Origin of the sequence: Enterobacter cloacae complex sp. IR5403 (genome assembly GCF_049238705.1) — a bacterium.
In the GTDB taxonomy this organism is placed as follows: Bacteria; Pseudomonadota; Gammaproteobacteria; order Enterobacterales; family Enterobacteriaceae; genus Enterobacter; species Enterobacter hormaechei_C.
Window position 1 is genome coordinate 1 of the sequence record NZ_JBMKHP010000018.1, and the last position, 25,211, is coordinate 25,211.

43 protein-coding genes and 1 rRNA gene are annotated in these 25,211 nt (G+C 50.7%); 6 read left to right on the top strand and 38 right to left on the bottom strand.

Going from position 1 to position 25,211, the window contains the following annotated elements; all coding sequences use genetic code 11:
* Nucleotides 1-333: ribosomal RNA gene (locus ACOTW6_RS19055) — 16S ribosomal RNA — on the bottom strand; the annotation flags it as partial.
* Nucleotides 334-810: 477 nt separating this feature from the next.
* Between ACOTW6_RS19055 and ACOTW6_RS19060 the strand changes: the two genes are divergently transcribed.
* Nucleotides 811-1,365: a gamma carbonic anhydrase family protein gene (locus tag ACOTW6_RS19060; RefSeq protein WP_003863357.1), complete on the top strand. Its 555-nt coding sequence runs from the start codon at nucleotides 811-813 to the stop codon at nucleotides 1,363-1,365.
* Here ACOTW6_RS19060 and ACOTW6_RS19065 read toward each other — a convergent pair.
* The 6 genes from ACOTW6_RS19065 to dprA are packed head-to-tail and all read right to left on the bottom strand — an operon-like array spanning nucleotide 1,341 to nucleotide 5,124.
* Nucleotides 1,341-1,589, bottom strand: a complete 249-nt coding sequence (locus ACOTW6_RS19065) for a DUF1488 domain-containing protein (RefSeq protein WP_015571398.1) — start codon at nucleotides 1,587-1,589, stop codon at nucleotides 1,341-1,343. The two genes, ACOTW6_RS19060 and ACOTW6_RS19065, sit on opposite strands and share 25 nt — an antisense overlap.
* Nucleotides 1,586-2,404 (bottom strand): shikimate dehydrogenase, encoded by an 819-nt coding sequence (gene aroE / locus ACOTW6_RS19070; protein ID WP_121479367.1) that lies wholly within the window; start codon nucleotides 2,402-2,404, stop codon nucleotides 1,586-1,588. The genes ACOTW6_RS19065 and aroE overlap by 4 nt, the downstream gene beginning before the upstream one ends.
* A 4-nt stretch (nucleotides 2,405-2,408) precedes the next feature.
* Nucleotides 2,409-2,981: an L-threonylcarbamoyladenylate synthase type 1 TsaC gene (tsaC, locus tag ACOTW6_RS19075; RefSeq protein WP_062933854.1), complete on the bottom strand. Its 573-nt coding sequence runs from the start codon at nucleotides 2,979-2,981 to the stop codon at nucleotides 2,409-2,411.
* Entirely contained in the window at nucleotides 2,974-3,528 is a 555-nt protein-coding gene (locus ACOTW6_RS19080; protein WP_017383725.1) for a type I DNA topoisomerase, read from the bottom strand. Before ACOTW6_RS19080 ends, tsaC begins: the two co-directional genes overlap by 8 nt.
* Nucleotides 3,529-3,554: 26 nt before the next feature.
* Nucleotides 3,555-4,028: a DUF494 family protein Smg gene (gene smg, locus ACOTW6_RS19085; protein ID WP_000460665.1), complete on the bottom strand. Its 474-nt coding sequence runs from the start codon at nucleotides 4,026-4,028 to the stop codon at nucleotides 3,555-3,557.
* Nucleotides 4,000-5,124, bottom strand: a complete 1,125-nt coding sequence (dprA, locus tag ACOTW6_RS19090; RefSeq protein WP_213789426.1) for a DNA-protecting protein DprA — start codon at nucleotides 5,122-5,124, stop codon at nucleotides 4,000-4,002. Before dprA ends, smg begins: the two co-directional genes overlap by 29 nt.
* A gap of 127 nt (nucleotides 5,125-5,251) precedes the next feature.
* Here dprA and def point away from each other — a divergent pair, with 127 nt between their 5' ends.
* The 5 genes from def (at nucleotide 5,252) to mscL (ending at nucleotide 10,031) form a co-directional block, all read left to right on the top strand.
* Complete coding sequence (gene def / locus ACOTW6_RS19095) at nucleotides 5,252-5,761, top strand: peptide deformylase (protein WP_006812188.1); 510 nt, start codon at nucleotides 5,252-5,254, stop codon at nucleotides 5,759-5,761.
* A gap of 24 nt (nucleotides 5,762-5,785) precedes the next feature.
* Entirely contained in the window at nucleotides 5,786-6,733 is a 948-nt protein-coding gene (fmt, locus tag ACOTW6_RS19100; protein WP_062933852.1) for a methionyl-tRNA formyltransferase, read from the top strand.
* Nucleotides 6,734-6,785: 52 nt separating this feature from the next.
* Nucleotides 6,786-8,072, top strand: a complete 1,287-nt coding sequence (gene rsmB, locus ACOTW6_RS19105; protein ID WP_062933856.1) for a 16S rRNA (cytosine(967)-C(5))-methyltransferase RsmB — start codon at nucleotides 6,786-6,788, stop codon at nucleotides 8,070-8,072.
* A 22-nt stretch (nucleotides 8,073-8,094) separates the two neighbouring features.
* Complete coding sequence (gene trkA, locus ACOTW6_RS19110; protein ID WP_003863337.1) at nucleotides 8,095-9,471, top strand: Trk system potassium transporter TrkA; 1,377 nt, start codon at nucleotides 8,095-8,097, stop codon at nucleotides 9,469-9,471.
* Nucleotides 9,472-9,617: 146 nt separating this feature from the next.
* Nucleotides 9,618-10,031 (top strand): large-conductance mechanosensitive channel protein MscL, encoded by a 414-nt coding sequence (mscL, locus tag ACOTW6_RS19115; RefSeq protein ID WP_003863335.1) that lies wholly within the window; start codon nucleotides 9,618-9,620, stop codon nucleotides 10,029-10,031.
* On the opposite strand, the gene ACOTW6_RS19120 is transcribed toward mscL, so the two are convergent.
* The 31 genes from ACOTW6_RS19120 to rpsJ all read right to left on the bottom strand — a co-directional run bounded on the left by ACOTW6_RS19120 (nucleotide 10,032) and on the right by rpsJ (nucleotide 24,861).
* Complete coding sequence (locus ACOTW6_RS19120) at nucleotides 10,032-10,247, bottom strand: alternative ribosome-rescue factor A (RefSeq protein ID WP_017383729.1); 216 nt, start codon at nucleotides 10,245-10,247, stop codon at nucleotides 10,032-10,034. It abuts the gene before it with no gap.
* Between the two features lie 57 nt (nucleotides 10,248-10,304).
* Nucleotides 10,305-10,730: a Zn(2+)-responsive transcriptional regulator gene (gene zntR / locus ACOTW6_RS19125; RefSeq protein WP_003863328.1), complete on the bottom strand. Its 426-nt coding sequence runs from the start codon at nucleotides 10,728-10,730 to the stop codon at nucleotides 10,305-10,307.
* Between the two features lie 2 nt (nucleotides 10,731-10,732).
* Nucleotides 10,733-11,101 (bottom strand): DUF1992 domain-containing protein, encoded by a 369-nt coding sequence (locus ACOTW6_RS19130; RefSeq protein ID WP_421766276.1) that lies wholly within the window; start codon nucleotides 11,099-11,101, stop codon nucleotides 10,733-10,735.
* A gap of 107 nt (nucleotides 11,102-11,208) precedes the next feature.
* Entirely contained in the window at nucleotides 11,209-11,592 is a 384-nt protein-coding gene (gene rplQ / locus ACOTW6_RS19135) for a 50S ribosomal protein L17 (RefSeq protein WP_001216368.1), read from the bottom strand.
* A gap of 40 nt (nucleotides 11,593-11,632) precedes the next feature.
* The gene (locus tag ACOTW6_RS19140; RefSeq protein WP_002919219.1) at nucleotides 11,633-12,622 is read right to left on the bottom strand and encodes a DNA-directed RNA polymerase subunit alpha; all 990 of its coding nucleotides are present in this window, start codon (nucleotides 12,620-12,622) and stop codon (nucleotides 11,633-11,635) included.
* Nucleotides 12,623-12,647: 25 nt separating this feature from the next.
* A complete protein-coding gene (rpsD, locus tag ACOTW6_RS19145; protein ID WP_003863314.1) occupies nucleotides 12,648-13,268 on the bottom strand; it encodes a 30S ribosomal protein S4 in 621 nt (206 codons plus the stop codon).
* Nucleotides 13,269-13,300: 32 nt separating this feature from the next.
* The gene (gene rpsK / locus ACOTW6_RS19150) at nucleotides 13,301-13,690 is read right to left on the bottom strand and encodes a 30S ribosomal protein S11 (RefSeq protein ID WP_003863312.1); all 390 of its coding nucleotides are present in this window, start codon (nucleotides 13,688-13,690) and stop codon (nucleotides 13,301-13,303) included.
* Between the two features lie 16 nt (nucleotides 13,691-13,706).
* Nucleotides 13,707-14,063 (bottom strand): 30S ribosomal protein S13, encoded by a 357-nt coding sequence (gene rpsM / locus ACOTW6_RS19155; RefSeq protein WP_003863308.1) that lies wholly within the window; start codon nucleotides 14,061-14,063, stop codon nucleotides 13,707-13,709.
* A 146-nt stretch (nucleotides 14,064-14,209) separates the two neighbouring features.
* Nucleotides 14,210-14,326: a 50S ribosomal protein L36 gene (rpmJ, locus tag ACOTW6_RS19160; protein WP_000868187.1), complete on the bottom strand. Its 117-nt coding sequence runs from the start codon at nucleotides 14,324-14,326 to the stop codon at nucleotides 14,210-14,212.
* Between the two features lie 31 nt (nucleotides 14,327-14,357).
* Nucleotides 14,358-15,689 carry a preprotein translocase subunit SecY gene (gene secY, locus ACOTW6_RS19165; protein ID WP_003863305.1) on the bottom strand — a complete coding sequence of 444 codons (1,332 nt, stop codon included), beginning with the start codon at nucleotides 15,687-15,689 and terminating at the stop codon, nucleotides 14,358-14,360.
* Between the two features lie 7 nt (nucleotides 15,690-15,696).
* A complete protein-coding gene (gene rplO / locus ACOTW6_RS19170) occupies nucleotides 15,697-16,131 on the bottom strand; it encodes a 50S ribosomal protein L15 (protein ID WP_003863304.1) in 435 nt (144 codons plus the stop codon).
* A gap of 3 nt (nucleotides 16,132-16,134) precedes the next feature.
* A complete protein-coding gene (gene rpmD, locus ACOTW6_RS19175) occupies nucleotides 16,135-16,314 on the bottom strand; it encodes a 50S ribosomal protein L30 (RefSeq protein ID WP_003863301.1) in 180 nt (59 codons plus the stop codon).
* Between the two features lie 6 nt (nucleotides 16,315-16,320).
* Entirely contained in the window at nucleotides 16,321-16,821 is a 501-nt protein-coding gene (rpsE, locus tag ACOTW6_RS19180; protein ID WP_003863299.1) for a 30S ribosomal protein S5, read from the bottom strand.
* Between the two features lie 14 nt (nucleotides 16,822-16,835).
* Nucleotides 16,836-17,189, bottom strand: a complete 354-nt coding sequence (rplR, locus tag ACOTW6_RS19185) for a 50S ribosomal protein L18 (protein WP_003863297.1) — start codon at nucleotides 17,187-17,189, stop codon at nucleotides 16,836-16,838.
* 9 nt (nucleotides 17,190-17,198) lie between these two features.
* Nucleotides 17,199-17,732 (bottom strand): 50S ribosomal protein L6, encoded by a 534-nt coding sequence (gene rplF, locus ACOTW6_RS19190; RefSeq protein WP_006178917.1) that lies wholly within the window; start codon nucleotides 17,730-17,732, stop codon nucleotides 17,199-17,201.
* A gap of 12 nt (nucleotides 17,733-17,744) precedes the next feature.
* A complete protein-coding gene (gene rpsH, locus ACOTW6_RS19195) occupies nucleotides 17,745-18,137 on the bottom strand; it encodes a 30S ribosomal protein S8 (protein ID WP_006178918.1) in 393 nt (130 codons plus the stop codon).
* Between the two features lie 30 nt (nucleotides 18,138-18,167).
* A complete protein-coding gene (gene rpsN / locus ACOTW6_RS19200; protein ID WP_003863291.1) occupies nucleotides 18,168-18,473 on the bottom strand; it encodes a 30S ribosomal protein S14 in 306 nt (101 codons plus the stop codon).
* A 14-nt stretch (nucleotides 18,474-18,487) separates the two neighbouring features.
* Nucleotides 18,488-19,027 carry a 50S ribosomal protein L5 gene (rplE, locus tag ACOTW6_RS19205; RefSeq protein WP_003863290.1) on the bottom strand — a complete coding sequence of 180 codons (540 nt, stop codon included), beginning with the start codon at nucleotides 19,025-19,027 and terminating at the stop codon, nucleotides 18,488-18,490.
* A gap of 14 nt (nucleotides 19,028-19,041) precedes the next feature.
* Nucleotides 19,042-19,356 (bottom strand): 50S ribosomal protein L24, encoded by a 315-nt coding sequence (gene rplX, locus ACOTW6_RS19210; RefSeq protein WP_003863287.1) that lies wholly within the window; start codon nucleotides 19,354-19,356, stop codon nucleotides 19,042-19,044.
* Between the two features lie 10 nt (nucleotides 19,357-19,366).
* Nucleotides 19,367-19,738: a 50S ribosomal protein L14 gene (rplN, locus tag ACOTW6_RS19215; RefSeq protein WP_002919748.1), complete on the bottom strand. Its 372-nt coding sequence runs from the start codon at nucleotides 19,736-19,738 to the stop codon at nucleotides 19,367-19,369.
* Nucleotides 19,739-19,904: 166 nt separating this feature from the next.
* Nucleotides 19,905-20,159, bottom strand: coding sequence for a 30S ribosomal protein S17 (rpsQ, locus tag ACOTW6_RS19220; protein WP_002438707.1), 255 nt, complete (start codon nucleotides 20,157-20,159; stop codon nucleotides 19,905-19,907).
* Complete coding sequence (gene rpmC / locus ACOTW6_RS19225) at nucleotides 20,159-20,350, bottom strand: 50S ribosomal protein L29 (protein WP_003863282.1); 192 nt, start codon at nucleotides 20,348-20,350, stop codon at nucleotides 20,159-20,161. The genes rpsQ and rpmC overlap by 1 nt, the downstream gene beginning before the upstream one ends.
* A complete protein-coding gene (rplP, locus tag ACOTW6_RS19230; RefSeq protein WP_002919759.1) occupies nucleotides 20,350-20,760 on the bottom strand; it encodes a 50S ribosomal protein L16 in 411 nt (136 codons plus the stop codon). The genes rpmC and rplP overlap by 1 nt, the downstream gene beginning before the upstream one ends.
* 12 nt (nucleotides 20,761-20,772) lie before the next feature.
* Nucleotides 20,773-21,474, bottom strand: a complete 702-nt coding sequence (gene rpsC / locus ACOTW6_RS19235) for a 30S ribosomal protein S3 (protein WP_000529945.1) — start codon at nucleotides 21,472-21,474, stop codon at nucleotides 20,773-20,775.
* Nucleotides 21,475-21,491: 17 nt separating this feature from the next.
* Complete coding sequence (gene rplV, locus ACOTW6_RS19240; protein WP_002919773.1) at nucleotides 21,492-21,824, bottom strand: 50S ribosomal protein L22; 333 nt, start codon at nucleotides 21,822-21,824, stop codon at nucleotides 21,492-21,494.
* Between the two features lie 14 nt (nucleotides 21,825-21,838).
* Entirely contained in the window at nucleotides 21,839-22,117 is a 279-nt protein-coding gene (rpsS, locus tag ACOTW6_RS19245; protein ID WP_001138117.1) for a 30S ribosomal protein S19, read from the bottom strand.
* A gap of 16 nt (nucleotides 22,118-22,133) precedes the next feature.
* A complete protein-coding gene (gene rplB / locus ACOTW6_RS19250) occupies nucleotides 22,134-22,955 on the bottom strand; it encodes a 50S ribosomal protein L2 (protein ID WP_000301859.1) in 822 nt (273 codons plus the stop codon).
* Nucleotides 22,956-22,972: 17 nt separating this feature from the next.
* A complete protein-coding gene (rplW, locus tag ACOTW6_RS19255) occupies nucleotides 22,973-23,275 on the bottom strand; it encodes a 50S ribosomal protein L23 (protein ID WP_000617546.1) in 303 nt (100 codons plus the stop codon).
* Nucleotides 23,272-23,877 (bottom strand): 50S ribosomal protein L4, encoded by a 606-nt coding sequence (gene rplD, locus ACOTW6_RS19260; RefSeq protein WP_000424395.1) that lies wholly within the window; start codon nucleotides 23,875-23,877, stop codon nucleotides 23,272-23,274. Before rplD ends, rplW begins: the two co-directional genes overlap by 4 nt.
* A 10-nt stretch (nucleotides 23,878-23,887) precedes the next feature.
* Nucleotides 23,888-24,517 carry a 50S ribosomal protein L3 gene (gene rplC, locus ACOTW6_RS19265; protein ID WP_003863274.1) on the bottom strand — a complete coding sequence of 210 codons (630 nt, stop codon included), beginning with the start codon at nucleotides 24,515-24,517 and terminating at the stop codon, nucleotides 23,888-23,890.
* A gap of 32 nt (nucleotides 24,518-24,549) precedes the next feature.
* On the bottom strand, nucleotides 24,550-24,861 hold the full coding sequence (gene rpsJ, locus ACOTW6_RS19270) for a 30S ribosomal protein S10 (protein WP_001181005.1): 312 nt from the start codon (nucleotides 24,859-24,861) through the stop codon (nucleotides 24,550-24,552).
* Nucleotides 24,862-25,211 lie beyond the last annotated feature (350 nt).

The following is a 25,211-nucleotide window of genomic DNA, read 5'->3' on the forward strand; positions in this document are numbered from 1 at the left end:
ACCGTGTCTCAGTTCCAGTGTGGCTGGTCATCCTCTCAGACCAGCTAGGGATCGTCGCCTAGGTGAGCCGTTACCCCACCTACTAGCTAATCCCATCTGGGCACATCTGATGGCAAGAGGCCCGAAGGTCCCCCTCTTTGGTCTTGCGACGTTATGCGGTATTAGCTACCGTTTCCAGTAGTTATCCCCCTCCATCAGGCAGTTTCCCAGACATTACTCACCCGTCCGCCACTCGTCAGCGAAGCAGCAAGCTGCTTCCTGTTACCGTTCGACTTGCATGTGTTAGGCCTGCCGCCAGCGTTCAATCTGAGCCATGATCAAACTCTTCAATTTAAAAGTTTGATGCTCAATGAATTAAACTTCGTAATGAATTACGTGTTCACTCGTTGAGACTTGGTATTCATTTAGTGTCCGAAGACATTAAGAATCCATGTCACTTTGAGTGCCCACACAGATTGTCTGATAAATTGTTAAAGAGCAGTTGCGACGCGCTTCAGCGCGCTGTCGCGAGGTGGCGTATATTACGCTTTCCTCTTTCAGAGTCAACCCGTTATTTCAGGATTTTTTCTCTTCAACCGACCGGGTTATCTGTGAAGTGATTCACATCCGCCGTGTCGATGGAGGCGCATTATAGGGATCCCAGTTTTTAGCACAAGTATTTTTTAGATCTTTTTTTCCAACTGATGATTTTCCGTGCTTTTCGCTGAAAACCCACCCGATCCGCTTAAAAATTGACGCATTTTGCCTTGCCTCGATCCAGGAATACGATCAAAGTCTTCTTTAATAGCGCTCATCTGTATCGAGGTAGATATGTTTGCAGTATTACGTCCTTATAAAGATCTGTTCCCTCAAAAAGGCGATCGCGTGATGATCGATGCCAGCAGCGTGGTCATTGGTGATGTTCGCATGGCCGATGATGTCAGCATCTGGCCACTCGTCGCGATCCGGGGCGATGTTAACTACGTTGCAATCGGTGCACGCACCAATATTCAGGACGGCAGCGTGCTGCATGTGACTCATAAGTCATCTTATAACCCTGAGGGCAATCCGCTCATCATTGGGGAAGATGTCACCGTCGGTCATAAAGTGATGCTCCACGGCTGCACAATCGGTAACAGGGTTCTCGTTGGGATGGGATCGATTTTGCTGGATGGCGTCATAGTAGAAGATGACGTAATGATTGGCGCAGGAAGCCTTGTTCCGCAAAACAAACGTCTGGAAAGTGGCTATCTCTATTTAGGCAGTCCGGTTAAACAGATCCGCCCCCTAAAAGAGGCGGAGATCGAAGGATTGAAATACTCAGCGAACAATTACGTTAAATGGAAGAATGACTATCTGGATCAGGATAACCAGACCCAACCCTGATCGTCTTCCTGCTGATCGCGGATCAAATCGCTGGCTTCCTCTTCCAGATCCCAGCGATTTTCGCAAAAGACCGCTAACGGATCTGAACCACCAAAGCGCTGATGCAACGTCTCCCCTTTAATCGCACAGGTGAGCTGCATTCCATGCACCAGCACCGGGAAACAAACCGCTTGCTTGTTTTCATCCCAGATTTCTCTGTCCGGAAAATGAATCGCCTGATTCACGCCATCAGTTCCTGTTTCAGCGTTTCGATCACCGGCTCTACAGCAGGTAACACGCCATGCCAGAGTAGCACCGCATGAGCCGCCTGCCCCACCAGCATGCCCAGACCATCAGCCATGTGTTTTGCCCCCTGTTGTTCGCACCAGGTCAGAAAGGGCGTTTTCCCTTTTTGATAAAACATGTCATAGGCGTAGATGTAGGAGTGAACCAGGGATGCAGGAATCGCCGGGATCTCTCCATTAATACCGCTTGAGGTGGCATTAATCACAAGATCAAATTCGTGACCCGCGAGATCGTCAAGTGCTACCGCAGTTACGCTGCCTGTGTGTGCGAACAACGCCGCCAGCTCTTCTGCTCTGGAGAAAGTGCGGTTGGTAATTGTCACCGCACAATCCAGCGAAAGGAGAGGAAGCAATACGCCGCGCGACGCGCCACCCGCGCCGATCAGCAGGATCCGGAAGCCTGGTTTAATGAACGACAGTCGCGCCAGATCGCTGAGTAAACCTATGCCATCGGTGTTATCGCCAAGAAGGCGACCATCTTCAAGCCGCTTAAGGGTATTGACGGCACCAGCGAGCGAGGCACGCTCGGTCAGTTCATCCGCGAGCCCGAAAGCCTCTTCTTTAAAAGGCACCGTGACGTTCGCACCTTTACCACCCGCATCAAAAAAGCTATTCAGCGTCGGTATAAATGCATCAACAGGCGCAAGAACCCGACCATACGGGTGATCTATCTGCAACTGCTCTGCAAACAGCTGATGGATCAGAGGCGACTTGCTGTGCGCGATCGGGTTACCAAAAACAGCATAGGTTTCCATCACATTATCCCTGGCGAAAACGTTCGCCGGTCAAGGCATCACGAATTTCTGACGGGTTAAGACGGCCACCGGTTTCACCGACGGCTACCGGGAAATCACTCCCGAACTGTGCCAGAACTTCTTCGGTTGTCCGACAAGGGGGAAGCCCGGTCAGGTTGGCGCTGGTTGAAACCAGAGGTTTACCAAATGCCTGGCATAACTCCACCACCAGCGGATGGTCGGTAATGCGTACCGCGAGTGAATCGAAACGCCCGGTTAACCAGCGCGGCGTTGTCGGTTGTGCAGGGAAAACAAACGTCACGGGACCAGGCCACGCAGAGAAAATGGTTTCCCACTGTGCAGGCGTCAGCATGGAATCATCAATATAAGGCTTAAGCTGCGCGTAGTTCGCAGCGATTAAAATCAATCCTTTTTCAACAGGCCGCTGTTTTAGCGCCAGCAGACGATTAACGGCGACTTCGCTGTCAGGATCGCACCCGACCCCGAAAACGGCTTCTGTTGGATAGGCGATGACTTCTTCTTTTTTCAGGATTTCCACCGCCTGCGCGATGGAGCCTGATGGCAGGTTATTATTCACTGATTTGATCCGCCGAAACCGGCTTTCCACATTGTTTACTGGCGCAAAAGCGTTTCAGGCCTTGCGCGGTTTTCTTTTCTATAAGTAACGGATAATCGCAATGAGGGCAGACGCCCGCTACTGGTTTGAAATTGATAACGAACTGGCATTCAGGATAGCGATCGCACGAATGGAAGGTCTTACCATAACGAGAGCGGCGCTGCACCAGTTGACCACGCTGGCACTGAGGACAGGCAATTGCCGTTTCATCTGGTTTATCAATTTGTTCCGTATGTTCACATTCCGGATAGCGGCTGCATCCGATAAACATCCCGAACCGCCCCTGCCGCAGCGCCAGTTCGCCGCCACAGAGTGGACAAAGCTGTCCCTCCAGAATTTTGACGATATGTCCATCCGCCTGGCTTTTCAGGGGACGGACATAATCACATTCCGGATAGTGTGAACAACCGAGAAACGGACCGTGTTTCCCGGACCGAATAACAAGTTCAGCCCCACACTGTGGGCAGGGCTCGTTTTTATGCACCGTGAAGAGTGCTGATTTGGCCATAACAACTCTTGTTGCTGCACATAGAATTAATGCAGCATACCTTCATTCACTTCAAAGAGTAATTCTTCCATTTGCTGATAGGCATTTTCACAGCCTGGAATGTTGAACAGAACCATCAGGATCACCCATTTGAGATCTTCCAGTTCAAATTCAGCAGTATCCAGCGCCATGACGCGCTCTATCACCATCTCTCTCGTTTCGAGGTTTAGCACCTGAATCTGCTCGAGGAATAAAATGAATCCCCGGCAGCTGGCATCCAGCCTTTCACACTCTTCAGCTGTATAGATGCGCACAGACAATGGGTCAGAAGCAAGCTGCATCGGTTCGGCGAGGCCGTCCTGATAATCAGCTAACTTATCCAGCCACATCAACGCATTATAAATATCTTCCCGCTCAAAACCTGCGTCGGTCAGATCCCGTGTTAATTTGTCCTGATCCACCTGCATTTCTGCTTCGTTGTGGATGTAAGTCTCAAACAAATACATCAGTACGTCGAACATGGCATGCCCTCCTTAATCGGACATAGCCGCCGGGTACAGCTGCGATCCACCCTGCTAACTCCAGTTCGAGTAGCTGTGCTACCGTTACTGGCACAGGTTGGCCGGCACGTTCAGCGACAACGTCAACAGGTGTTACCTCATCTCCTACGTTAGCCAGGAGCTTGGGAAATGGCAATGCTACTGCCTCCTGATCCGATGAAATATGTCGCTTTTGGAGATCATCCTGCAACCAATGCAATCCATACTGCAAATTTTCCAGGATATCCTCTTTACAGGTCACCAGCGTCGCCCCCTGTTTTATCAGCCAGTGAGGGCCTTCGCAGCCAGGGTTTCCCAACGGGCCGGGTAGCGCAAAAACTTCACGCCCCTGCTCCAGTGCGCACCTTGCGGTAACCAGCGATCCACTCCGAATCGCAGCTTCGACCACCAGCACGCCCTGGCTTAACCCACTGATGATCCGGTTACGCCGTGGAAAGTTACCCGGTCTGGGCGATGTCGAAAGTGAAAACTCAGACACTATCGCCCCCTCTGAAGCGATAAGTTGCTCAGCCAGAATGTGATGACGACGCGGATAGAGACTAAAAAGACCATTGCCAAGCACGGCGACACTTCGCCCTTTTGCTGACAACGCCGCATGATGTGCCACACCATCGATGCCGCAAGCCAGGCCACTGGTGATCGTAAAGCCACATTGGGACAGCTGTTCACTCAGCATTTTCCCCCAACGCTCGCCATACCACGAGGGCGCACGGCTGCCCACAACCGCAAGCTGCATGCTATTAAGCACATCAACGCAGCCTCGCACAAAGAGCGCCCCGGGAAAATCAGGTATAGAACGCAGCAATGGCGGGAAGCGAGGATCATCCGCCGTGAGAAGGTGGTTGTCGGTGTGTTCCAGCCATTCCAGACTACGTTCATGCTCACTCTCGCTGAACGAAAAAAACTTTACGGCATGTTTGGGCGAAAGCCCTGACGCGTTGACAGCTTCAGCATCGACGGTTGCCTGGCGAAGCAGCCTCTGCGTAATCTCCAGCATCGCGTCACCGTATAACGACCCGATGTTTATAAGCCGTAACCATATCTCTGTGGACGTCATCCTTTTCCCTGCCATAAGCAGCCTCAGCAATCTTTGCGATTGGTCACTGATGCTGTCAATCGACCGGGGATTTGTCTAGAATAGAAGTAATATTCTTATCAACTCCTGAACACGACTCTGGAAATTTATGGCAGTTTTGCAAGTGTTACATATTCCTGACGAGCGCCTTCGCATCGTCGCGGAACCGGTTAAAGAAGTGAATGCAGAAATTCAGCGTATCGTCGATGATATGTTCGATACCATGTACGCTGAAGAAGGCATTGGCCTTGCCGCGACCCAGGTAGACATTCACAAACGTATTATTGTGATCGACGTTTCTGAAAATCGCGATGAGCGCCTGGTGCTGATCAACCCTGAGCTGCTGGAAAAAAGCGGCGAAACAGGTATTGAGGAAGGCTGTCTGTCTATCCCTGAACAGCGCGCTTTGGTGCCACGTGCCGAAAAAGTTAAAATCCGCGCACTGGATCGTGACGGCAATCCGTTTGAGCTGGAAGCTGACGATCTGCTGGCGATTTGCATTCAGCATGAGATGGATCACCTGGTCGGTAAACTGTTTATCGATTACCTCTCACCACTGAAGCAACAGCGTATTCGTCAGAAAGTTGAGAAACTGGATCGTTTGCGTTCTCGCGCTTAACGCCCCCCGGATACAAGGAATAACGTGTCTACATCACTACGTATAATCTTCGCGGGTACCCCTGATTTTGCAGCGCGTCATCTCGACGCGCTGCTATCGTCTGGTCATCAGATTGTTGGCGTATTTACTCAGCCGGATCGTCCGGCTGGCCGCGGTAAAAAACTGATGCCTGGCCCGGTTAAAGTGCTGGCAGAAACGCATGGTTTACCGGTATTCCAGCCTGCGTCATTACGACCTCAGGAAAACCAGCAGTTAGTGGCAGATCTGAACGCTGACGTGATGGTAGTTGTGGCTTACGGCCTCATTCTGCCGAAAGCGGTACTCGATATGCCCCGCCTGGGCTGTGTTAACGTTCATGGTTCTTTGCTCCCACGCTGGCGCGGTGCAGCCCCTATTCAGCGCGCTCTGTGGGCAGGCGATGCTGAAACTGGCGTGACAATCATGAAGATGGACGTAGGTTTAGACACGGGCGACATGCTGTATAAACTGGCGTGTCCCATTACCGCAGAAGATACCAGCGCCACGCTGTATGACAAGCTGGCGGATCTCGGTCCGCAGGGGCTGATTGAGACGCTGCAACAGCTTGCTGACAATACAGCGACACCTGAAGAGCAGGATGAGGCGCAGGTGACCTATGCTGAAAAACTGAGTAAAGAAGAAGCCCGGATCGACTGGTCCCTGTCAGCAGCTCAACTCGAACGCTGCATCCGCGCCTTTAATCCGTGGCCGATGAGCTGGTTGATGATTGATGAGCAGCCAGTGAAAGTCTGGAAAGCTTCAGTTATTAACGGCAATACATCGGCAGAGCCCGGTACGATTATCGACGCCAGCAAAAACGGTATCCAGGTTGCGACCGGAGAAGGGATCCTGAATCTTGAATCGCTGCAACCGGCCGGTAAAAAGGCAATGAGCGCGCAGGATCTATTAAATTCCCGTCGTGAATGGTTCATCCCTGGCAATCGCCTTGCCTGAACAAATTTACTCTTAAGGCCCGGTGTTTCCGGGCATTTTTATTTTTACGGTTATGAAAAGACAAAATCTACGCACTATGGCGGCTCAGGCCGTTGAGCAGGTTATTGAGCAGGGCCAGTCACTGAGTAATGTCCTGCCTGCACTGCAACAAAAGGTTTCCGATAAAGACAAAGCCCTGCTTCAGGAGCTGTGCTTTGGCGTGCTGCGCACCCTCTCTCAGCTTGAGTGGTTAATTAATAAGCTGATGTCACGCCCGATGAGCGGCAAGCAGCGTACCGTGCATTATTTGATCATGGTCGGTTTCTACCAGCTTCTTCATACCCGCATTCCACCTCATGCTGCGCTGGCTGAGACAGTGGAGGGGGCCGTTGCGATTAAACGTCCCCAGTTGAAAGGATTGATTAACGGCGTGCTGCGTCAGTTCCAGCGTCAGCAGGACGAACTGCTGGCAGAATTTGCGCAAAGCGAAGCGCGCTTCCTGCATCCTGAATGGCTGCTGAATCGCCTTAAAAAAGCCTACCCTCAGCAATGGCAAGACATTGTGGATGCCAATAACCAACGTCCGCCGATGTGGTTACGCGTTAATCGTAACCATCATACCCGCGACGCATGGCTGGCCCTGCTGGAAGAGGCCGGAATGAGCGGCTTCACACACGCTGCTTATCCTGATGCGGTTCGTTTAGCCTCCCCTGCACCGGTACATGCATTACCCGGTTTTGAAGAGGGCTGGGTAACGGTACAGGACGCATCCGCTCAGGGCTGCATGACCTGGCTTGAACCGAAAGACGGGGAGCAGATCCTTGATCTCTGTGCAGCGCCAGGGGGGAAAACAACGCACATTCTGGAAGTGGCGCCGCAGGCCAGCGTGATGGCCGTGGATGTTGATGAGCAGCGTCTTTCACGCGTCTATGACAACCTCAAGCGTCTGGGTATGAAAGCACAGGTTAAGCAAGGCGATGGACGTAAACCCGCAGACTGGTGTGGTGATACCCGGTTCGATCGCATTTTGCTGGACGCCCCCTGCTCAGCAACCGGCGTGATTCGTCGTCATCCCGATATCAAATGGCTGCGTCGCGATCGTGATATCAAGGAGCTTGCCCAGTTGCAATCCGAAATTCTGGATGCCATCTGGCCGCATCTCAAACCCGGCGGAACCCTGGTGTATGCAACCTGCTCTGTTCTCCCGGAAGAGAACAGTCAGCAAATTGCGGCCTTCCTGAAACGCACCCCGGACGCTACGCTGCATGATACGGGAACACCTGAGCACCCGGGTCTGCAAAACCTGCCGGGCGCAGAAGAGGGTGATGGCTTCTTTTACGCTAAGCTAATCAAAGAGTGATGTTGAGAACAGGTCACGAAAGATGAAAATTATCATTCTGGGCGCAGGGCAAGTTGGCGGAACGCTGGCGGAAAATCTCGTGGGCGAAAACAACGATATCACCATTGTGGATACCAATGGCGATCGCCTGCGCGTTTTGCAGGACAAGTTTGATCTTCGTGTTGTACAGGGGCACGGCTCTCACCCACGCGTGCTTCGGGAGGCGGGCGCGGACGATGCCGACATGCTGGTTGCAGTAACCAGTTCTGATGAAACCAACATGGTTGCATGTCAGGTGGCCTACTCGCTTTTCAACACACCGAACCGCATCGCCCGTATTCGCTCCCCGGACTATGTCCGGGATGCGGAAAAGCTGTTTAATTCCGAAGCAGTACCTATCGACCATCTTATTGCGCCTGAACAGCTGGTTATCGACAGTATTTATCGTCTGATTGAGTACCCGGGCGCGTTGCAGGTTGTGAACTTTGCTGAAGGAAAAGTAAGCCTGGCGGTTGTGAAGGCTTATTACGGCGGTCCGCTGATTGGTAATGCCCTGTCGACAATGCGCGAGCATATGCCACATATCGATACGCGTGTTGCGGCGATTTTCCGTCACGACAGACCTATTCGTCCGCAAGGGTCCACCATTGTCGAAGCCGGGGATGAAGTCTTCTTTATTGCGGCTTCTCAGCATATCCGTGCGGTGATGAGTGAACTTCAGCGTCTCGAAAAACCGTATAAACGTATTATGCTGGTTGGCGGCGGTAATATTGGCGCAGGTCTGGCGAGACGGCTGGAAAAAGACTACAGCGTGAAGCTGATCGAACGAGATCAACAGCGCGCGTCGGAGCTGGCTGAAAAGCTTCAGAATACTATCGTGTTTTATGGCGATGCTTCGGATCAGGAATTGCTGGCCGAAGAGCATATCGATCAGGTTGATCTTTTTATTGCCGTCACCAACGACGACGAAGCGAATATTATGTCCGCCATGCTCGCTAAACGTATGGGGGCGAAAAAAGTAATGGTGCTTATCCAGCGTAAGGCTTATGTCGACCTGGTACAGGGTAGCGTAATTGATATTGCTATTTCACCTCAGCAAGCCACCATTTCTGCCCTGCTAAGCCATGTGCGTAAAGCGGATATTGTCGGCGTGTCGTCTCTTCGTCGTGGTGTTGCTGAAGCCATTGAAGCCGTCGCTCATGGGGATGAAACGACGTCGCGCGTTGTTGGTCGCGCGATCGACGAAATTAAACTTCCACCAGGCACCATTATCGGCGCCGTAGTGCGAGGTAACGATGTCATGATCGCCAATGATAATTTACGTATCGAGCAGGGTGACCACGTTATTATGTTCCTGACCGATAAAAAATTTATTACCGACGTCGAGCGTTTATTCCAGCCAAGCCCGTTCTTCCTGTAATGATTTGGGTGCTCAGACAAGAGCACCCAAATATTAACCTTCTAATTTTCATGCCTTTTATTTTTCATAACGATTATTTATCCCCAATGGCAATTAGCTAATCATTTGTTAAACTTATAGGCGTCAGCTGGCACAAGGAGAACATAATGAGTTTTATTAAAGAGTTTCGCGAATTTGCGATGCGCGGGAATGTGGTGGATTTGGCTGTGGGTGTCATAATTGGTGCGGCGTTCGGTAAGATCGTTTCATCATTAGTCGCCGACATTATTATGCCGCCGTTAGGACTGTTGATTGGAGGCATTGATTTTAAACAATTCGCCTTCACACTTCGGGAAGCTCAGGGCGATATCCCTGCGGTTGTAATGCACTACGGCGTATTCATTCAGAACGTATTTGATTTCGTGATCGTGGCATTTGCCATTTTCATGGCGATCAAACTTATCAACAGACTTAACCGTAAAAAAGAAGAACCGGCTGCTGCCCCGCCAGCACCCACTAAAGAAGAAGTCTTACTGACTGAAATTCGCGATCTGTTAAAAGAGCAGAATAACCGCGTTTAATCAGGCGACAGAAACAGAAAGGCCAGTGGTAAAAAAGCGATTAGCTTGCTTGCCACTGGCCTCCCAGTTACCTCGTTGTGCATGTTTACCTTTACGTAAATAACTCCCTTTTCCTTTCTTGTTCTTCTCCACTCGCTGTCTGAAAAGCGGGTCGTGAAGCAATGCCTCAATGGCGTTATCCTTAATTTGTCCCTTAGTATGCTGATAGCGGCTCATCATTTCTCCTGAGCATAGTTAATGTCGGCGGGAGTCTAGTCCCTGGCTGATAAAAAATCAACAACCCTGAGTTTCACTACTGGCGCCCTGTTCAAGAGCTTCCAGTATTGAGCAATAAACACTGCTATGAGCGGTACCGCAGCACGCGTCATTTAACCTTTGCAGAGATCGCTGCATGGCTTGCAGCTCCTGAATGCGTCCTTCAACTTCATCCAGCCGGGCCTGAACGATGCTTTTAGATTCCTGACACGTATGATGTTCAGGATCGATACGGATCGACAGCAGTTCACGGATCGACTCCAGCGTGAAGCCGAGTTGCCGTGCATAGCGGATAAAACGAAGGCGTTGCAGATCGTTATCCGTATAAAGGCGAAATCCACCTTCCGTTCTGACCTCATGATCGATCATCTGCTGCTTTTCGTAGTAGCGGATAGTATCCGGCGTTACGTTAGCAAGCTTCGCAAGTTCACCTATGCGGTACATGGCTACTCCTCGTTTATTTTTTGCATTAAACTTTCACTGTACTCACCATGCAAAAAATCAGTATTCATTCCCGTCTGGCGCAGTTTTAGCTCGATGAGCGCCAACCGACGACTGATTTCGGAGTACCGCGGGTCATTCTTATGAATGCCTTTAAGCAGATCGGCAAGCTCGACGGCTTCATTGCGTTGCTGAAGTTCAGGCGGTAAACAACCTGCGTTTTTCAGTAAGCGATAACCGGCCCGTAATTCAGGTGGAATATGTGAATCATCGTCCAGAATCAGCGGCTCACCGCTGCCGGGAAGATTTTCGAACTCGCCTTTGTTTTGGGCATCGCAAATATGGCGTTCAGCCCACTGATCGAGCAACCACATAATGAACTCCAGGGGATGAGCAGAAAAGATACAGACATTGTAGATAAGTGGAGATTCTGCGGATATAAAAAAACCCGCCGAGGCGGGTTTTTTTACGTTACTACAGATTACTCTGCAGCAGCTTCTGCTTTCTCTGAACGATCAACCAGCTCGATGTAAGCCATCGGCGCGTTGTCGCCTGCACGGAAGCCACACTTCAGAATGCGAGTGTAACCACCGGCACGGCTCGCGAAACGCGGGCCCAGTTCGTTAAACAGTTTTGCCACGATCTCGTTATCACGAGTACGGGCGAATGCCAGACGACGATTAGCAACGCTGTCAGTCTTGGCAAGAGTAATCAGCGGCTCAACTACGCGACGCAGCTCTTTCGCTTTAGGCAGGGTCGTCTTGATGATTTCATGACGAACCAGTGAACCTGCCATGTTGCGGAACATAGCCTGGCGATGGCTGCTGTTGCGGTTCAGTTGACGACCACTCTTACGATGGCGCATGACCTTATCCTTCTCAGTAAAACCTTAACCTGTGATCCGGTTACTCGTCAGCAATGCTTGCCGGTGGCCAGTTTTCCAGGCGCATGCCCAGAGACAGACCACGTGAAGCCAGCACGTCTTTAATCTCGGTAAGAGATTTTTTACCCAGGTTCGGCGTTTTCAGCAACTCAACCTCGGTACGCTGTACCAGATCACCGATATAGTGGATAGCTTCTGCCTTGAGGCAGTTAGCAGAGCGGACAGTCAATTCCAGATCGTCAACAGGGCGCAGCAGGATCGGATCGAATTCTGGTTTCTCTTCTTTCACTTCCGGCTGACGTACATCACGTAAGTCAACGAAAGCTTCCAGTTGTTCTGCCAGGATGGTTGCCGCACGACGAATCGCCTCTTCAGGATCGATTGTGCCATTGGTTTCCATTTCGATGACCAGCTTGTCCAGGTCGGTACGCTGTTCTACACGCGCTGCTTCAACATTGTAGGCAATACGCTCTACAGGGCTGTAGCATGCGTCGACCAGCAGACGGCCGATTGGGCGCTCATCTTCTTCCGAATGAATTCGGGCAGAAGCCGGCACATAACCACGACCGCGCTGAACTTTGATACGCATGCTAATAGCTGCGTTCTCATCGGTCAGGTGGCAGATCACGTGCTGCGGCTTGACGATTTCAACATCACCGTCGTGGGTGATGTCGGCTGCAGTCACAGGGCCAATGCCAGATTTATTCAGAGTAAGAATAACTTCATCTTTACCCTGAACTCTCACCGCCAGCCCTTTCAGGTTGAGCAGGATTTCAAGGATATCTTCCTGAACGCCTTCTTTGGTGCTGTACTCATGAAGTACACCATCAATCTCAACCTCGGTCACCGCGCAACCCGGCATCGATGAGAGCAGAATACGGCGCAGTGCGTTACCCAGAGTATGGCCAAAGCCACGCTCTAAAGGCTCAAGGGTCACCTTGGCGTGCGTCGAACTCACTTGCTCGATATCTACCAGGCGCGGTTTTAGAAACTCTGTCACAGAACCCTGCATTGTGTCCTCTCTTTGGTACTAAGCTTTACTTGGAGTAAAGCTCGACGATCAGGTGTTCGTTAATGTCCGCAGACAGATCAGAACGTTCTGGCTGACGCTTGAACGTACCTTCCATCTTGCCAGCATCAACTTCCAGCCAGGTTGGCTTTTCACGCTGCTCAGCCAGCTCCAGAGCGGCTTTCACGCGAGATTGCTTTTTCGCTTTCTCACGAATGCTAACAACGTCATTCGCTTTAACCTGATAAGAAGCGATGTTAACAACACGACCGTTTACCATGATTGCTTTATGGCTAACCAGCTGGCGTGATTCAGCACGAGTCGCGCCGAAGCCCATACGGTATACAACGTTGTCCAGACGACCTTCCAGCAGAGCCAGCAGGTTTTCACCTGTGTTGCCTTTCAGACGTGCTGCTTCTTTATAGTAGTTACGGAACTGACGCTCCAGCACACCGTAGATACGGCGAACTTTTTGCTTTTCACGCAACTGCACACCATAGTCAGACAGACGCGGTTTACGCGCACCGTGCTGGCCAGGAGCTTGTTCAATTTTACACTTGGTATCGATCGCGCGAACGCCAGACTTAAGGAATAAGTCGGTGCCCTCACGACGGCTCAGCTTGAGCTTAGGACCCAAATATCTTGCCATTTTCTATCTCCAACTAACCTAAAAAACGAGCGTTATACGCGACGTTTTTTCGGCGGACGACAACCGTTATGAGGGATCGGAGTCACATCAGTAATATTCGTGATGCGGAAACCAGCGGCGTTCAGAGCGCGAACAGTAGATTCACGACCCGGACCCGGACCTTTAACCATAACTTCCAGATTCTTGATGCCGTATTCTTTTACGGCTTCAGCGCAACGCTCTGCTGCAACCTGAGCTGCGAACGGAGTGGATTTGCGAGAACCACGGAAACCGGAACCACCGGCTGTTGCCCAACCCAATGCGTTACCCTGACGATCAGTAATAGTAACGATGGTGTTGTTGAAAGAAGCATGGATATGAGCCACGCCGTCAGAGACTTGTTTTCTTACACGTTTACGTGCACGAACTGGTGCCTTTGCCATTATTCAATCACCCCGATTATTTCTTGATCGGTTTGCGCGGACCCTTACGGGTACGTGCGTTGGTCTTAGTACGCTGACCGCGCACTGGCAGACCACGACGATGACGCAAACCGCGATAGCAACCAAGATCCATCAGGCGCTTGATGCTCATGCTGATTTCACGGCGCAGATCACCTTCAACGACAAATTTGGCAACTTCGTCACGCAGCGTGTCGATTTGTTCTTCAGACAGCTCACTGATCTTAACATCTTCAGCGATACCCGCTGCAGCCAGAATGGCTTTAGAACGGGTCTTGCCGACGCCATAGATCGAAGTTAATGCGATCACAGCATGTTTCTGATCAGGAATGTTAATGCCTGCTATACGGGCCACTATGCACTCCTACTATTTAATATGTACGCACCATGCTGAAAAGCCCGTTTTCAGGATACTCAAATGGAAACGTACAGACATACAAAAGATTGGCTGGCTAATCTAGCCAGCTCAACCCAACTTTGCAAGAAAAATATGCGAAATAATCAGCCTTGGCGCTGTTTATGCTTCGGCTCGGCACTGCAAATCACACGGATGACACCATCACGCTTAACGATTTTGCAGTTACGGCATAATTTCTTGACGGAAGCACGAACTTTCATTTTTACTCTCCGTAACTTCTCAGGCGACCAGTTAGCGGCCGTAGCCTTTCAGGTTCGCCTTCTTCAATGCAGACTCATACTGACTGGACATCATCAGAGTTTGCACTTGAGCCATAAAGTCCATAATCACGACCACAACGATAAGCAGTGAGGTCCCACCGAAGTAGAACGGTACTTTCATTGCATCACGCATGAACTCCGGGATCAGGCAGATAAAAGTAATATAAAGCGCACCAACCAAAGTCAGGCGAGTCATTACTTTATCGATATACTTCGCCGTTTGCTCTCCCGGACGAATTCCTGGTACAAATGCACCGGACTTCTTCAGGTTATCTGCTGTTTCACGCGGGTTGAAGACCAACGCCGTGTAGAAGAAACAGAAGAAGATGATCGCAGACGCATAGAGTAACACATAAAGTGGTTGCCCAGGCTGCAAATACAGCGAAATTGTTGTCAGCCAGTTCCAACCAGTACCGCCCCCGAACCATGACGCGATGGTTGCCGGGAACAGAATAATACTGGAAGCGAAGATAGCCGGGATAACCCCCGCCATATTCACTTTCAGCGGTAAATGTGTGCTCTGTGCAGCATAGACACGACGACCCTGCTGACGTTTAGCGTAGTTCACCACAATGCGGCGTTGACCACGTTCAACGAAGACAACAAAGAACGTCACTGCAAATACTAATACTGCAACCAACAGCAACAGGAGGAAGTGCAGGTCGCCTTGACGCGCTTGCTCGATAGTATGGGCGATGGCCGGCGGGAGACCCGCAACGATACCGGCGAAGATAATGATTGAGATACCGTTACCGATACCGCGTTCAGTAATCTGTTCGCCGAGCCACATCAGGAACATGGTCCCTGTGACCAGACTTACAACAGCGGTGAAATAGAATGCAAAGCCCGGGTTTAAAACCAGGCCCTGCATACCAGGCATATTCGGAAGACCGGTAGCAATACCGATCGACTGGAATATTGCCAGCACCAGAGTGCCGTAACGGGTGTACTGGCTAATCTTACGACGTCCAGACTCCCCTTCTTTCTTCAACTCTGCCAGGGCCGGATGAACGACCGTCAGCAGCTGGATAATAATCGATGCCGAAATGTACGGCATAATACCCAGTGCGAAAATAGAAGCACGGCTGAGAGCACCACCAGAGAACATGTTGAACATTTCAATGATGGTGCCTCGCTGTTGCTCAAGCAGTTTGGCAAGTACAGCGGCATCAATACCAGGGATCGGAATAAAAGAGCCAATACGGAACACAATCAGCGCGCCGATTACAAACAGCAGTCTGCGTTTCAGCTCGCCAAATCCACCTTTGGCACTTTGAAAATCTAATCCCGGTTGCTTAGCCATCTGCTACTTATTCCTCAATTTTACCGCCAGCAGCTTCGATAGCAGCACGAGCACCTTTAGTAACACGCAGGCCACGAACAGTTACCGGAGTAGAAACTTCACCAGCCAGGATCACTTTCGCGAACTCGATCTGGATACCGATAATGTTAGCCGCTTTCAGCGTATTCAGGTCTACAACGCCGCCTTCAACTTTCGCCAGGTCAGACAGACGGATTTCCGCTGTGATCGCTGCTTTGCGAGAGGTGAAGCCGAACTTCGGCAGACGACGGTACAGTGGCATCTGGCCACCCTCGAAACCGCGACGTACGCCACCGCCAGAACGAGAGTTCTGACCTTTGTGACCACGACCACCGGTTTTGCCGAGGCCAGAACCGATACCACGACCCAGGCGTTTACCCGCCTTTTTAGAGCCTTCGGCCGGAGACAGAGTATTTAAACGCATCTCTTACTCCTCAACTTTAACCATGAAGTAAACCGCGTTGACCATACCACGAACAGCAGGAGTATCCTCGCGCTCAACGGTATGACCAATACGACGCAGACCCAGGCCAAGCAGCGTTGCCTTGTGTTTCGGCAGACGACCGATTGCACTGCGGGTTTGAGTGATTTTAATAGTCTTTGCCATGGTCAATTACCCCAGAATTTCTTCAACGGATTTACCACGCTTGGCAGCGACCATTTCTGGAGAATTCATATTTTCCAGGCCATCAATAGTTGCACGAACCACGTTGATCGGGTTGGTGGAACCATATGCTTTAGCCAGAACGTTATGAACTCCAGCAACTTCCAGAACGGCGCGCATTGCACCACCGGCGATGATACCGGTACCTTCGGAAGCTGGCTGCATGAATACACGAGAACCCGTGTGAACACCTTTAACTGGGTGTTGCAGGGTACCGTTGTTCAGCGCGACGTTAATCATATTGCGACGGGCTTTTTCCATCGCTTTCTGGATCGCTGCTGGAACTTCACGCGCTTTACCGTAACCAAAACCAACGCGACCGTTACCATCACCCACTACAGTCAGAGCTGTGAAGGAGAAAATACGACCACCTTTAACGGTTTTAGATACGCGGTTTACCGCGATCAGCTTTTCCTGCAGTTCGCCAGCCTGTTTTTCGATGTGAGCCATCTTACACCTCTACCTTAGAACTGAAGGCCAGCTTCACGGGCAGCATCTGCCAGTGCCTGGACACGACCATGATATTGGAACCCGGAACGGTCAAAGGAAACATTGCTGATGCCTTTTTCCAGAGCGCGTTCAGCGACAGCTTTACCTACAGCTGCTGCGGCGTCTTTGTTACCGGTATACTTCAATTGTTCTGAGATAGCTTTTTCTACAGTAGAAGCAGCTACCAGAACTTCAGAACCGTTCGGTGCAATTACCTGTGCGTAAATATGACGCGGGGTACGATGTACCACCAGGCGAGTTGCACCCAGCTCTTTGAGCTTGCGGCGTGCGCGGGTCGCACGACGGATACGAGCAGATTTCTTATCCATAGTGTTACCTTACTTCTTCTTAGCCTCTTTGGTACGCACGACTTCGTCGGCGTAACGAACACCCTTGCCTTTATAAGGCTCAGGACGACGGTAGGCGCGCAGATCTGCTGCAACCTGACCGATCAGCTGTTTATCAGCGCCTTTCAGCACGATTTCAGTCTGAGTCGGGCATTCTGCAGTGATACCGGCCGGCAGCGGATGCTCAACAGGGTGTGAGAAGCCCAGAGACAGGCCTACTGCATTCCCTTTGATAGCTGCACGATAACCTACACCAACCAGCTGAAGCTTTTTAGTGAAGCCTTCGGTAACACCAACAACCATTGAGTTCAGCAGGGCACGCGCGGTACCAGCCTGAGCCCATCCATCCACGAAACCATCACGTGGACCGAAGGTCAGAGCGTTATCTGCATGTTTAACTTCAACAGCATTGTTGAGGGTACGAGTCAGCTCGCCGTTTTTACCTTTGATCGTAATAACCTGACCGTCGATTTTTACATCAACGCCGGCAGGAATAACGACCGGTGCTTTAGCAACACGAGACATTCTTTCCTCCGATTAGGCTACGTAGCAGATAATTTCGCCACCAAGACCAGCCTGGCGCGCTGCACGATCAGTCATAACACCTTTAGAGGTAGAAACAACTGCGATACCAAGACCAGCCATTACTTTTGGCAGCTCATCTTTTTTCTTATAGATGCGCAGGCCTGGGCGGCTGACACGCTGAATGCTTTCTACAACAGCTTTACCCTGGAAATACTTGAGAGTAAGTTCCAGTTCCGGCTTGGTGTCGCCTTCAACTTTAAAATCTTCGATAAAACCTTCTTCCTTCAGCACGTTGGCAATTGCCACTTTCAGCTTGGCGGAAGGCATGGTGACCGCAACTTTGTTCGCGGCCTGACCGTTACGGATACGGGTCAGCATATCCGCGATCGGATCTTGCATGCTCATCTGTCTTTACTCCCGTGATTCAATTGGTAATTACCAGCTAGCCTTTTTCAAGCCTGGTACTTCACCGCGCATGGCGGCTTCACGCAGTTTGATACGGCTCAACCCAAACTTGCCCACATAACCATGTGGACGACCTGTTTGACGACAGCGGTTACGCTGACGAGACGGGCTGGAATCACGCGGCAGAGACTGCAGCTTGAGAACCGCATTCCAACGATCTTCGTCGGAAGCGTTCACATCAGAAATGATCGCTTTCAGTTCAGCGCGTTTAGCGAAGAATTTATCAGCTAAAGCTACGCGCTTTACTTCGCGTGCTTTCATTGATTGCTTAGCCATTCAGTAACCCTACCTTACTTGCGGAACGGGAAGTCAAAGGCAGCCAGCAGAGCACGGCCTTCTTCATCAGATTTCGCAGTAGTGGTAATGGTAATATCCAAACCACGCACGCGGTCGACTTTATCGTAGTCGATTTCTGGGAAGATGATCTGCTCACGGACACCCATGCTGTAGTTACCACGACCGTCGAAAGACTTAGCGGACAAGCCACGGAAGTCACGGATACGTGGAACAGCAATAGTGATCAGGCGCTCAAGGAACTCCCACATGCGTTCGCCACGCAGAGTTACTTTACAGCCGATCGGATAGCCCTGACGGATTTTGAAGCCTGCAACAGATTTGCGTGCTTTGGTGATCAGCGGTTTTTGACCGGAGATTGCTGTCAGGTCAGCTGCTGCGTTATCCAGCAGTTTCTTGTCAGCGATCGCTTCACCAACACCCATGTTCAGGGTGATCTTCTCGACCCGAGGGACTTGCATGACAGAATTGTAGTTAAACTCAGTCATGAGTTTGTTAACTACTTCGTCTTTGTAGTAATCATGCAGTTTCGCCATCGTACTACTCCAAATTACTTGATAGTTTCGCTGTTAGACTTGAAGAAACGGACTTTTTTACCGTCTTCGAATCTAAAGCCTACACGGTCAGCCTTACCGGTAGCCGCATTGAAGATTGCAACGTTAGAAACCTGAATAGCAGCTTCTTTTTCAACGATGCCGCCTGGTTGGTTCAGGGCCGGAACCGGCTTCTGATGTTTCTTAACCAGGTTGATACCTTCAACGACGAGTTTGCCGGAAGACAGAACATTTTTTACTTTACCGCGTTTACCTTTATCTTTACCGGTTAACACGATAACTTCGTCATCACGACGGATTTTCGCTGCCATGATTCGCTCCTTAGAGTACTTCTGGTGCCAGAGAGATAATTTTCATGAACTTCTCAGTACGAAGTTCACGAGTTACCGGCCCAAAGATACGCGTGCCGATAGGCTGCTCGCTGTTATTGTTTAAAATAACGCATGCATTACCATCGAAGCGAATGACAGAACCGTCAGGGCGACGAACACCCTTCTTGGTGCGCACCACTACCGCCTTCAGCACATCACCTTTTTTGACCTTACCACGTGGAATTGCTTCCTTGATGGTGATCTTGATGATGTCGCCTACGCCTGCGTAGCGACGGTGCGAGCCACCCAGAACCTTGATACACATTACGCGACGTGCACCGGAGTTGTCGGCGACGTTCAGCATAGTCTGTTCTTGGATCATTTTAGTGCTCCGCTAATGTCAACTACTACCTGAGACTCTAAAATCAGAGCCGTTAAAAAGCCCCATATCGAGGGCGCGGCATTATAACACCGCTTCTGCAATATGGGTAGAAAAAATAAACGGCTCATCGCTGAGCCGTTTATTCGTATTGAGAATGCGTACTCTATTACAGAACCGCTTTCTCTACAACGCGAACCAGCGTCCAGGACTTAGTCTTGGACAGTGGACGGCATTCACGGATTTCAACCTTGTCGCCGATACCACATTCGTTGTTCTCGTCATGTACGTGCAGTTTGGTCGTACGCTTGATGAATTTACCGTAGATCGGGTGTTTCACAAAACGTTCGATAGCTACAACAATGGATTTCTCCATTTTATCGCTAACAACACGACCTTGCAGAGTACGGATTTTATCGGTCATTACGCACCCGCCTTCTGAGTCAGTAAAGTCTTAACGCGCGCAACATTGCGACGCACTTGCTTCAGCAGGTGAGTCTGTTGCAGCTGGCCACTTGCAGCCTGCATACGCAGGTTGAACTGCTCACGCAGCAGGTTCAGCAGCTCAGCGTTCAGCTCTTCAACGCTTTTTTCACGCAGCTCTTTTGCTTTCATTACATCACCGTCTTAGTTACAAAGGTGGTTTTGATAGGCAGTTTCGCTGCTGCCAGGCCGAAGGCTTCACGGGCCAGCTCTTCCGGAACACCGTCCATTTCATAAAGGACTTTGCCCGGTTGGATCAAGGCAACCCAGTACTCCACGTTACCTTTACCTTTACCCATACGAACTTCCAGTGGCTTCTCGGTGATCGGTTTGTCCGGGAATACACGGATCCAGATCTTACCTTGACGCTTAACTGCACGGGTCATTGCACGACGTGCTGCTTCGATCTGACGTGCAGTCAGACGACCACGGCCAACAGCTTTCAGACCGAAAGTGCCGAAGCTAACATCCGTACCCTGCGCCAGACCACGGTTGCGGCCTTTGTGCACTTTACGGAATTTTGTACGCTTTGGTTGTAACATCAGCGACGCTCCTTATTTACGGCCTTTACGCTGCTGCTTTTTAGGTTGAGCAGCCGGTTTTTCCGGTTGTTCAACAGCAGCCATACCACCCAGGATCTCACCTTTGAAGATCCATACCTTAACGCCGATTACACCGTAAGTGGTGTGCGCTTCAGAGGTGTTGTAGTCGATGTCAGCACGCAGAGTGTGCAGCGGTACGCGACCTTCGCGGTACCATTCGGTACGTGCGATTTCCGCGCCGCCCAGACGGCCGCTAACTTCAACTTTGATACCTTTAGCGCCCAGACGCATTGCGTTCTGTACAGCACGCTTCATAGCACGACGGAACATAACACGACGTTCCAGCTGAGAAGTGATGCTGTCAGCAACCAATTTAGCGTCCAGTTCAGGCTTACGAACTTCAGCGATATTGATCTGTGCAGGAACGCCAGCGATATCCGCTACGACCTTGCGCAGTTTTTCTACGTCTTCGCCTTTCTTACCGATAACGATGCCAGGACGAGCAGTGTGAATAGTCACACGGATGCTCTTAGCTGGACGCTCGATAACGATACGAGATACAGACGCTTTAGCCAGTTCCTTAGTCAGGTACTGACGTACTTTAAAATCGCTGTCCAGGTTGTCAGCGAATTCTTTGGTGTTCGCAAACCAGGTAGAGTTCCATGGTTTTACAATACCCAGGCGAATACCATTAGGATGTACTTTCTGACCCATTGCTAGTCTCCAGAGTCTCAGCGATCGGACACAACCACAGTAATGTGGCTGGTGCGCTTCAGGATGCGATCTGCACGACCTTTCGCACGCGGCATAATGCGCTTCATGCTTGGGCCTTCATCTACGAAAATTTTCGCGACTTTCAGATCGTCGATGTCAGCGCCATCGTTGTGTTCAGCGTTAGCAATGGCAGATTCCAGTACTTTCTTGACCAATACCGCAGCTTTCTTGTTGGTATAGGTCAGGATGTCCAGGGCCTGCGACACTTTCTTACCGCGAATCAGGTCAGCAACAAGGCGAACCTTCTGTGCAGAAGAACGAGCATGGCGATGTTGAGCTAAAGTTTCCATCTCTTCCTCCTACCTTATTTCTTCTTCGCTTTTTTATCAGCAGCGTGGCCGCGATAAGTACGAGTCGGTGCGAATTCACCCAGTTTGTGACCAACCATTTCGTCGGTAACAAAGACTGGAACGTGCTGACGACCATTATGGACAGCGATGGTCAAACCGATCATGTTAGGAAAGATCGTTGAACGACGGGACCAAGTGCGCAGGGGCTTCTTGTCTCCGCTTTCCACCGCTTTCTCTACCTTCTTCAGCAAGTGCAGGTCAATAAAAGGACCTTTCTTGAGAGAACGTGGCATGGCTTATCCTCTAAAATTATTTGCTACGGCGACGTACGATAAATTTATCAGTACGCTTGTTGCTGCGGGTCTTCTTACCTTTGGTCTGAACGCCCCACGGAGTTACCGGGTGCTTACCAAAGTTACGACCTTCACCACCACCATGTGGGTGATCGACTGGGTTCATCGCAGTACCGCGAACGGTAGGACGAACACCACGCCAGCGTGCAGCACCAGCTTTACCCAGAACGCGCAGCATATGCTCAGCATTGCCAACTTCGCCCAGAGTAGCGCGGCAGTCTGCTTCGACTTTACGCATTTCACCAGAACGCAGACGCAGGGTGACATAAGCACCGTCACGCGCAACGATCTGAACGTAAGTACCCGCGGAACGCGCCAGCTGACCGCCTTTACCTGGTTTCATTTCTACGTTATGAACGGTAGAACCAACCGGGATATTGCGCATCGGCAGGGTGTTGCCTGCTTTGATTGCAGCATCAACGCCAGACTGAATCTGGTCGCCAGCTTTCAGGCCTTTAGGGGCCAGGATGTAACGGCGTTCGCCATCTTTGTACAGAACCAGCGCGATGTTCGCGGAACGGTTCGGATCGTACTCAAGACGCTCAACAACTGCTGGGATACCGTCTTTGTTGCGTTTGAAGTCAACAATACGATAAGCCTGCTTGTGGCCACCACCGATGTGACGAGTGGTGATACGGCCATTGTTGTTACGACCACCGGATTTGCTGTTTTTTTCCAGCAACGGAGCAAAAGGTTTGCCCTTGTGCAGCTCAGGGTTAACCACTTTAACTACGTGGCGACGACCCGGAGATGTCGGTTTACATTTAACAACTGCCATTGTATTACTCCTCCGACTTACTCAGCGCCGCCAACGAAGTCCAGGTTCTGGCCTTCTTTCAGGGTGACGTAAGCTTTTTTCCAGTCGCTACGACGACCGATACGCTGTCCGTGACGTTTAACTTTCCCTTTAACTACCAGGGTGTTAACGACTTCGACTTCGACTTCAAACAGTTTCTGCACAGCAGCTTTGATCTCTGCTTTGGTCGCGTCTTTAGCAACTTTGAGAACGATGGTGTTTGTTTTTTCCATCGCAGTAGACGCTTTTTCAGAAACGTGCGGTGCGCGCAGCACCTTCAGCAGACGTTCTTCACGAATCATGCCAGCATCTCCTCAACTTGCTTAACAGCATCAGCAGTCATTACGACTTTGTCGAAGGCGATCAGGCTAACCGGGTCGATACCAGTCGCGTCGCGTACGTCAACCTTGTGCAGGTTACGCGCGGCCAGGAACAGGTTCTCGTCCAGCTCACCGGTGATGATCAGCACATCTTCCAGAGCCATGTCTTTCAGTTTCTGTGCCAGCAGCTTAGTTTTAGGCGCTTCAACAGAGAACTTCTCGACAACGATCAGACGATCCTGACGTACCAGTTCGGACAGAATGCTTTTCAGCGCGCCGCGGTACATCTTTTTGTTAACTTTTTGACTGTGGTCCTGTGGACGCGCAGCGAAGGTCACGCCACCTGAACGCCAGATCGGGCTCTTGATAGAACCTGAACGCGCACGGCCGGTACCTTTCTGGCGCCATGGCTTTTTGCCTGAACCAGTTACTTCAGCACGAGTCTTCTGAGCACGAGTACCCTGACGAGCACCAGCTGCATAAGCAACAACAACCTGGTGAACCAGCGCTTCGTTGAAATCACGACCGAAGGTAGTTTCGGAAACAGTCAGCGCGCTCTGCGCGTCTTTCAATACTAATTCCATTGCTATCCCCTTACGCCTTCACAGCTGGTTTAACGATCAGGTCGCTACCGGTTGCACCCGGGACCGCACCTTTAACCAGCAGCAGGTTGCGCTCAGCGTCAACACGTACTACGTCCAGGCTCTGAACGGTTACACGTTCGTTGCCCAGCTGACCTGCCATTTTCTTGCCTTTGAACACTTTGCCCGGAGTCTGGTTCTGACCGATAGAACCCGGAACGCGGTGAGACAAGGAGTTACCGTGAGTAGCGTCCTGGGTACGGAAGTTCCAGCGCTTAACGGTACCAGCAAAACCTTTACCTTTAGAGGTACCGGTTACGTCAACTTTTTTAACGTCAGCAAACAGCTCAACGCTAATGTCCTGACCTACGGTGAACTCTTCGCCTTCAGCAAGACGGAATTCCCACAGACCACGGCCAGCTTCAACGCCAGCTTTAGCGAAGTGACCCGCTTCTGGTTTGGTTACACGGTTAGCTTTTTTAGCACCAGTGGTAACCTGAATAGCGCGGTAGCCATCGTTAGCCAGATCTTTAACCTGAGTAACGCGGTTTGCTTCAACTTCGATTACGGTTACTGGGATAGAAACGCCATCTTCAGTGAAGATGCGGGTCATACCCACTTTTTTACCGACTAAACCAATCATTGTTTCAACCTCTCAATCGCTCGATGACCTGATTAACCCAGGCTGATCTGCACGTCTACACCGGCAGCCAGATCCAGACGCATCAGAGCATCAACGGTTTTCTCAGTTGGCTCAACGATGTCAACCAGACGCTTGTGAGTGCGGATTTCGTACTGATCACGCGCATCTTTGTTAACGTGCGGAGAGATCAGAACGGTAAAGCGCTCTTTGCGGGTCGGCAGCGGGATCGGACCACGGACTTGCGCACCAGTGCGCTTAGCAGTCTCGACGATTTCCGCGGTTGATTGATCGATCAGACGATGATCAAACGCTTTAAGGCGGATACGGATTCTTTGGTTCTGCATGAGACCAGAGCTCCAATTATTTTATAAACGAAAATGATTACTCCTCAAACCCATTACGATTGATGGGAGAGTGTAACCGTTCTTACGTAGCTCCCCAATTGGAAGCATTGTTGAGTAACAAAGTGAGCTACTCTGGTTCAGATTGAACCCGCCGTCAATTACGACAAGCCCGCGCATTATACGTAAATCTGGGGAAGACGCAAGTGCCGTTTAGAAATTAAGCGCTAAAGACGTACTCTGCGTAAGGCCTCGCATTTTTTTATGCAAAGTATCCCTTCTCAACTCTTTGTCTGAAGCCGCTACGCAATTGCAGTTTTTGCACATTGGCGGACATGCAGATTATTACGAGT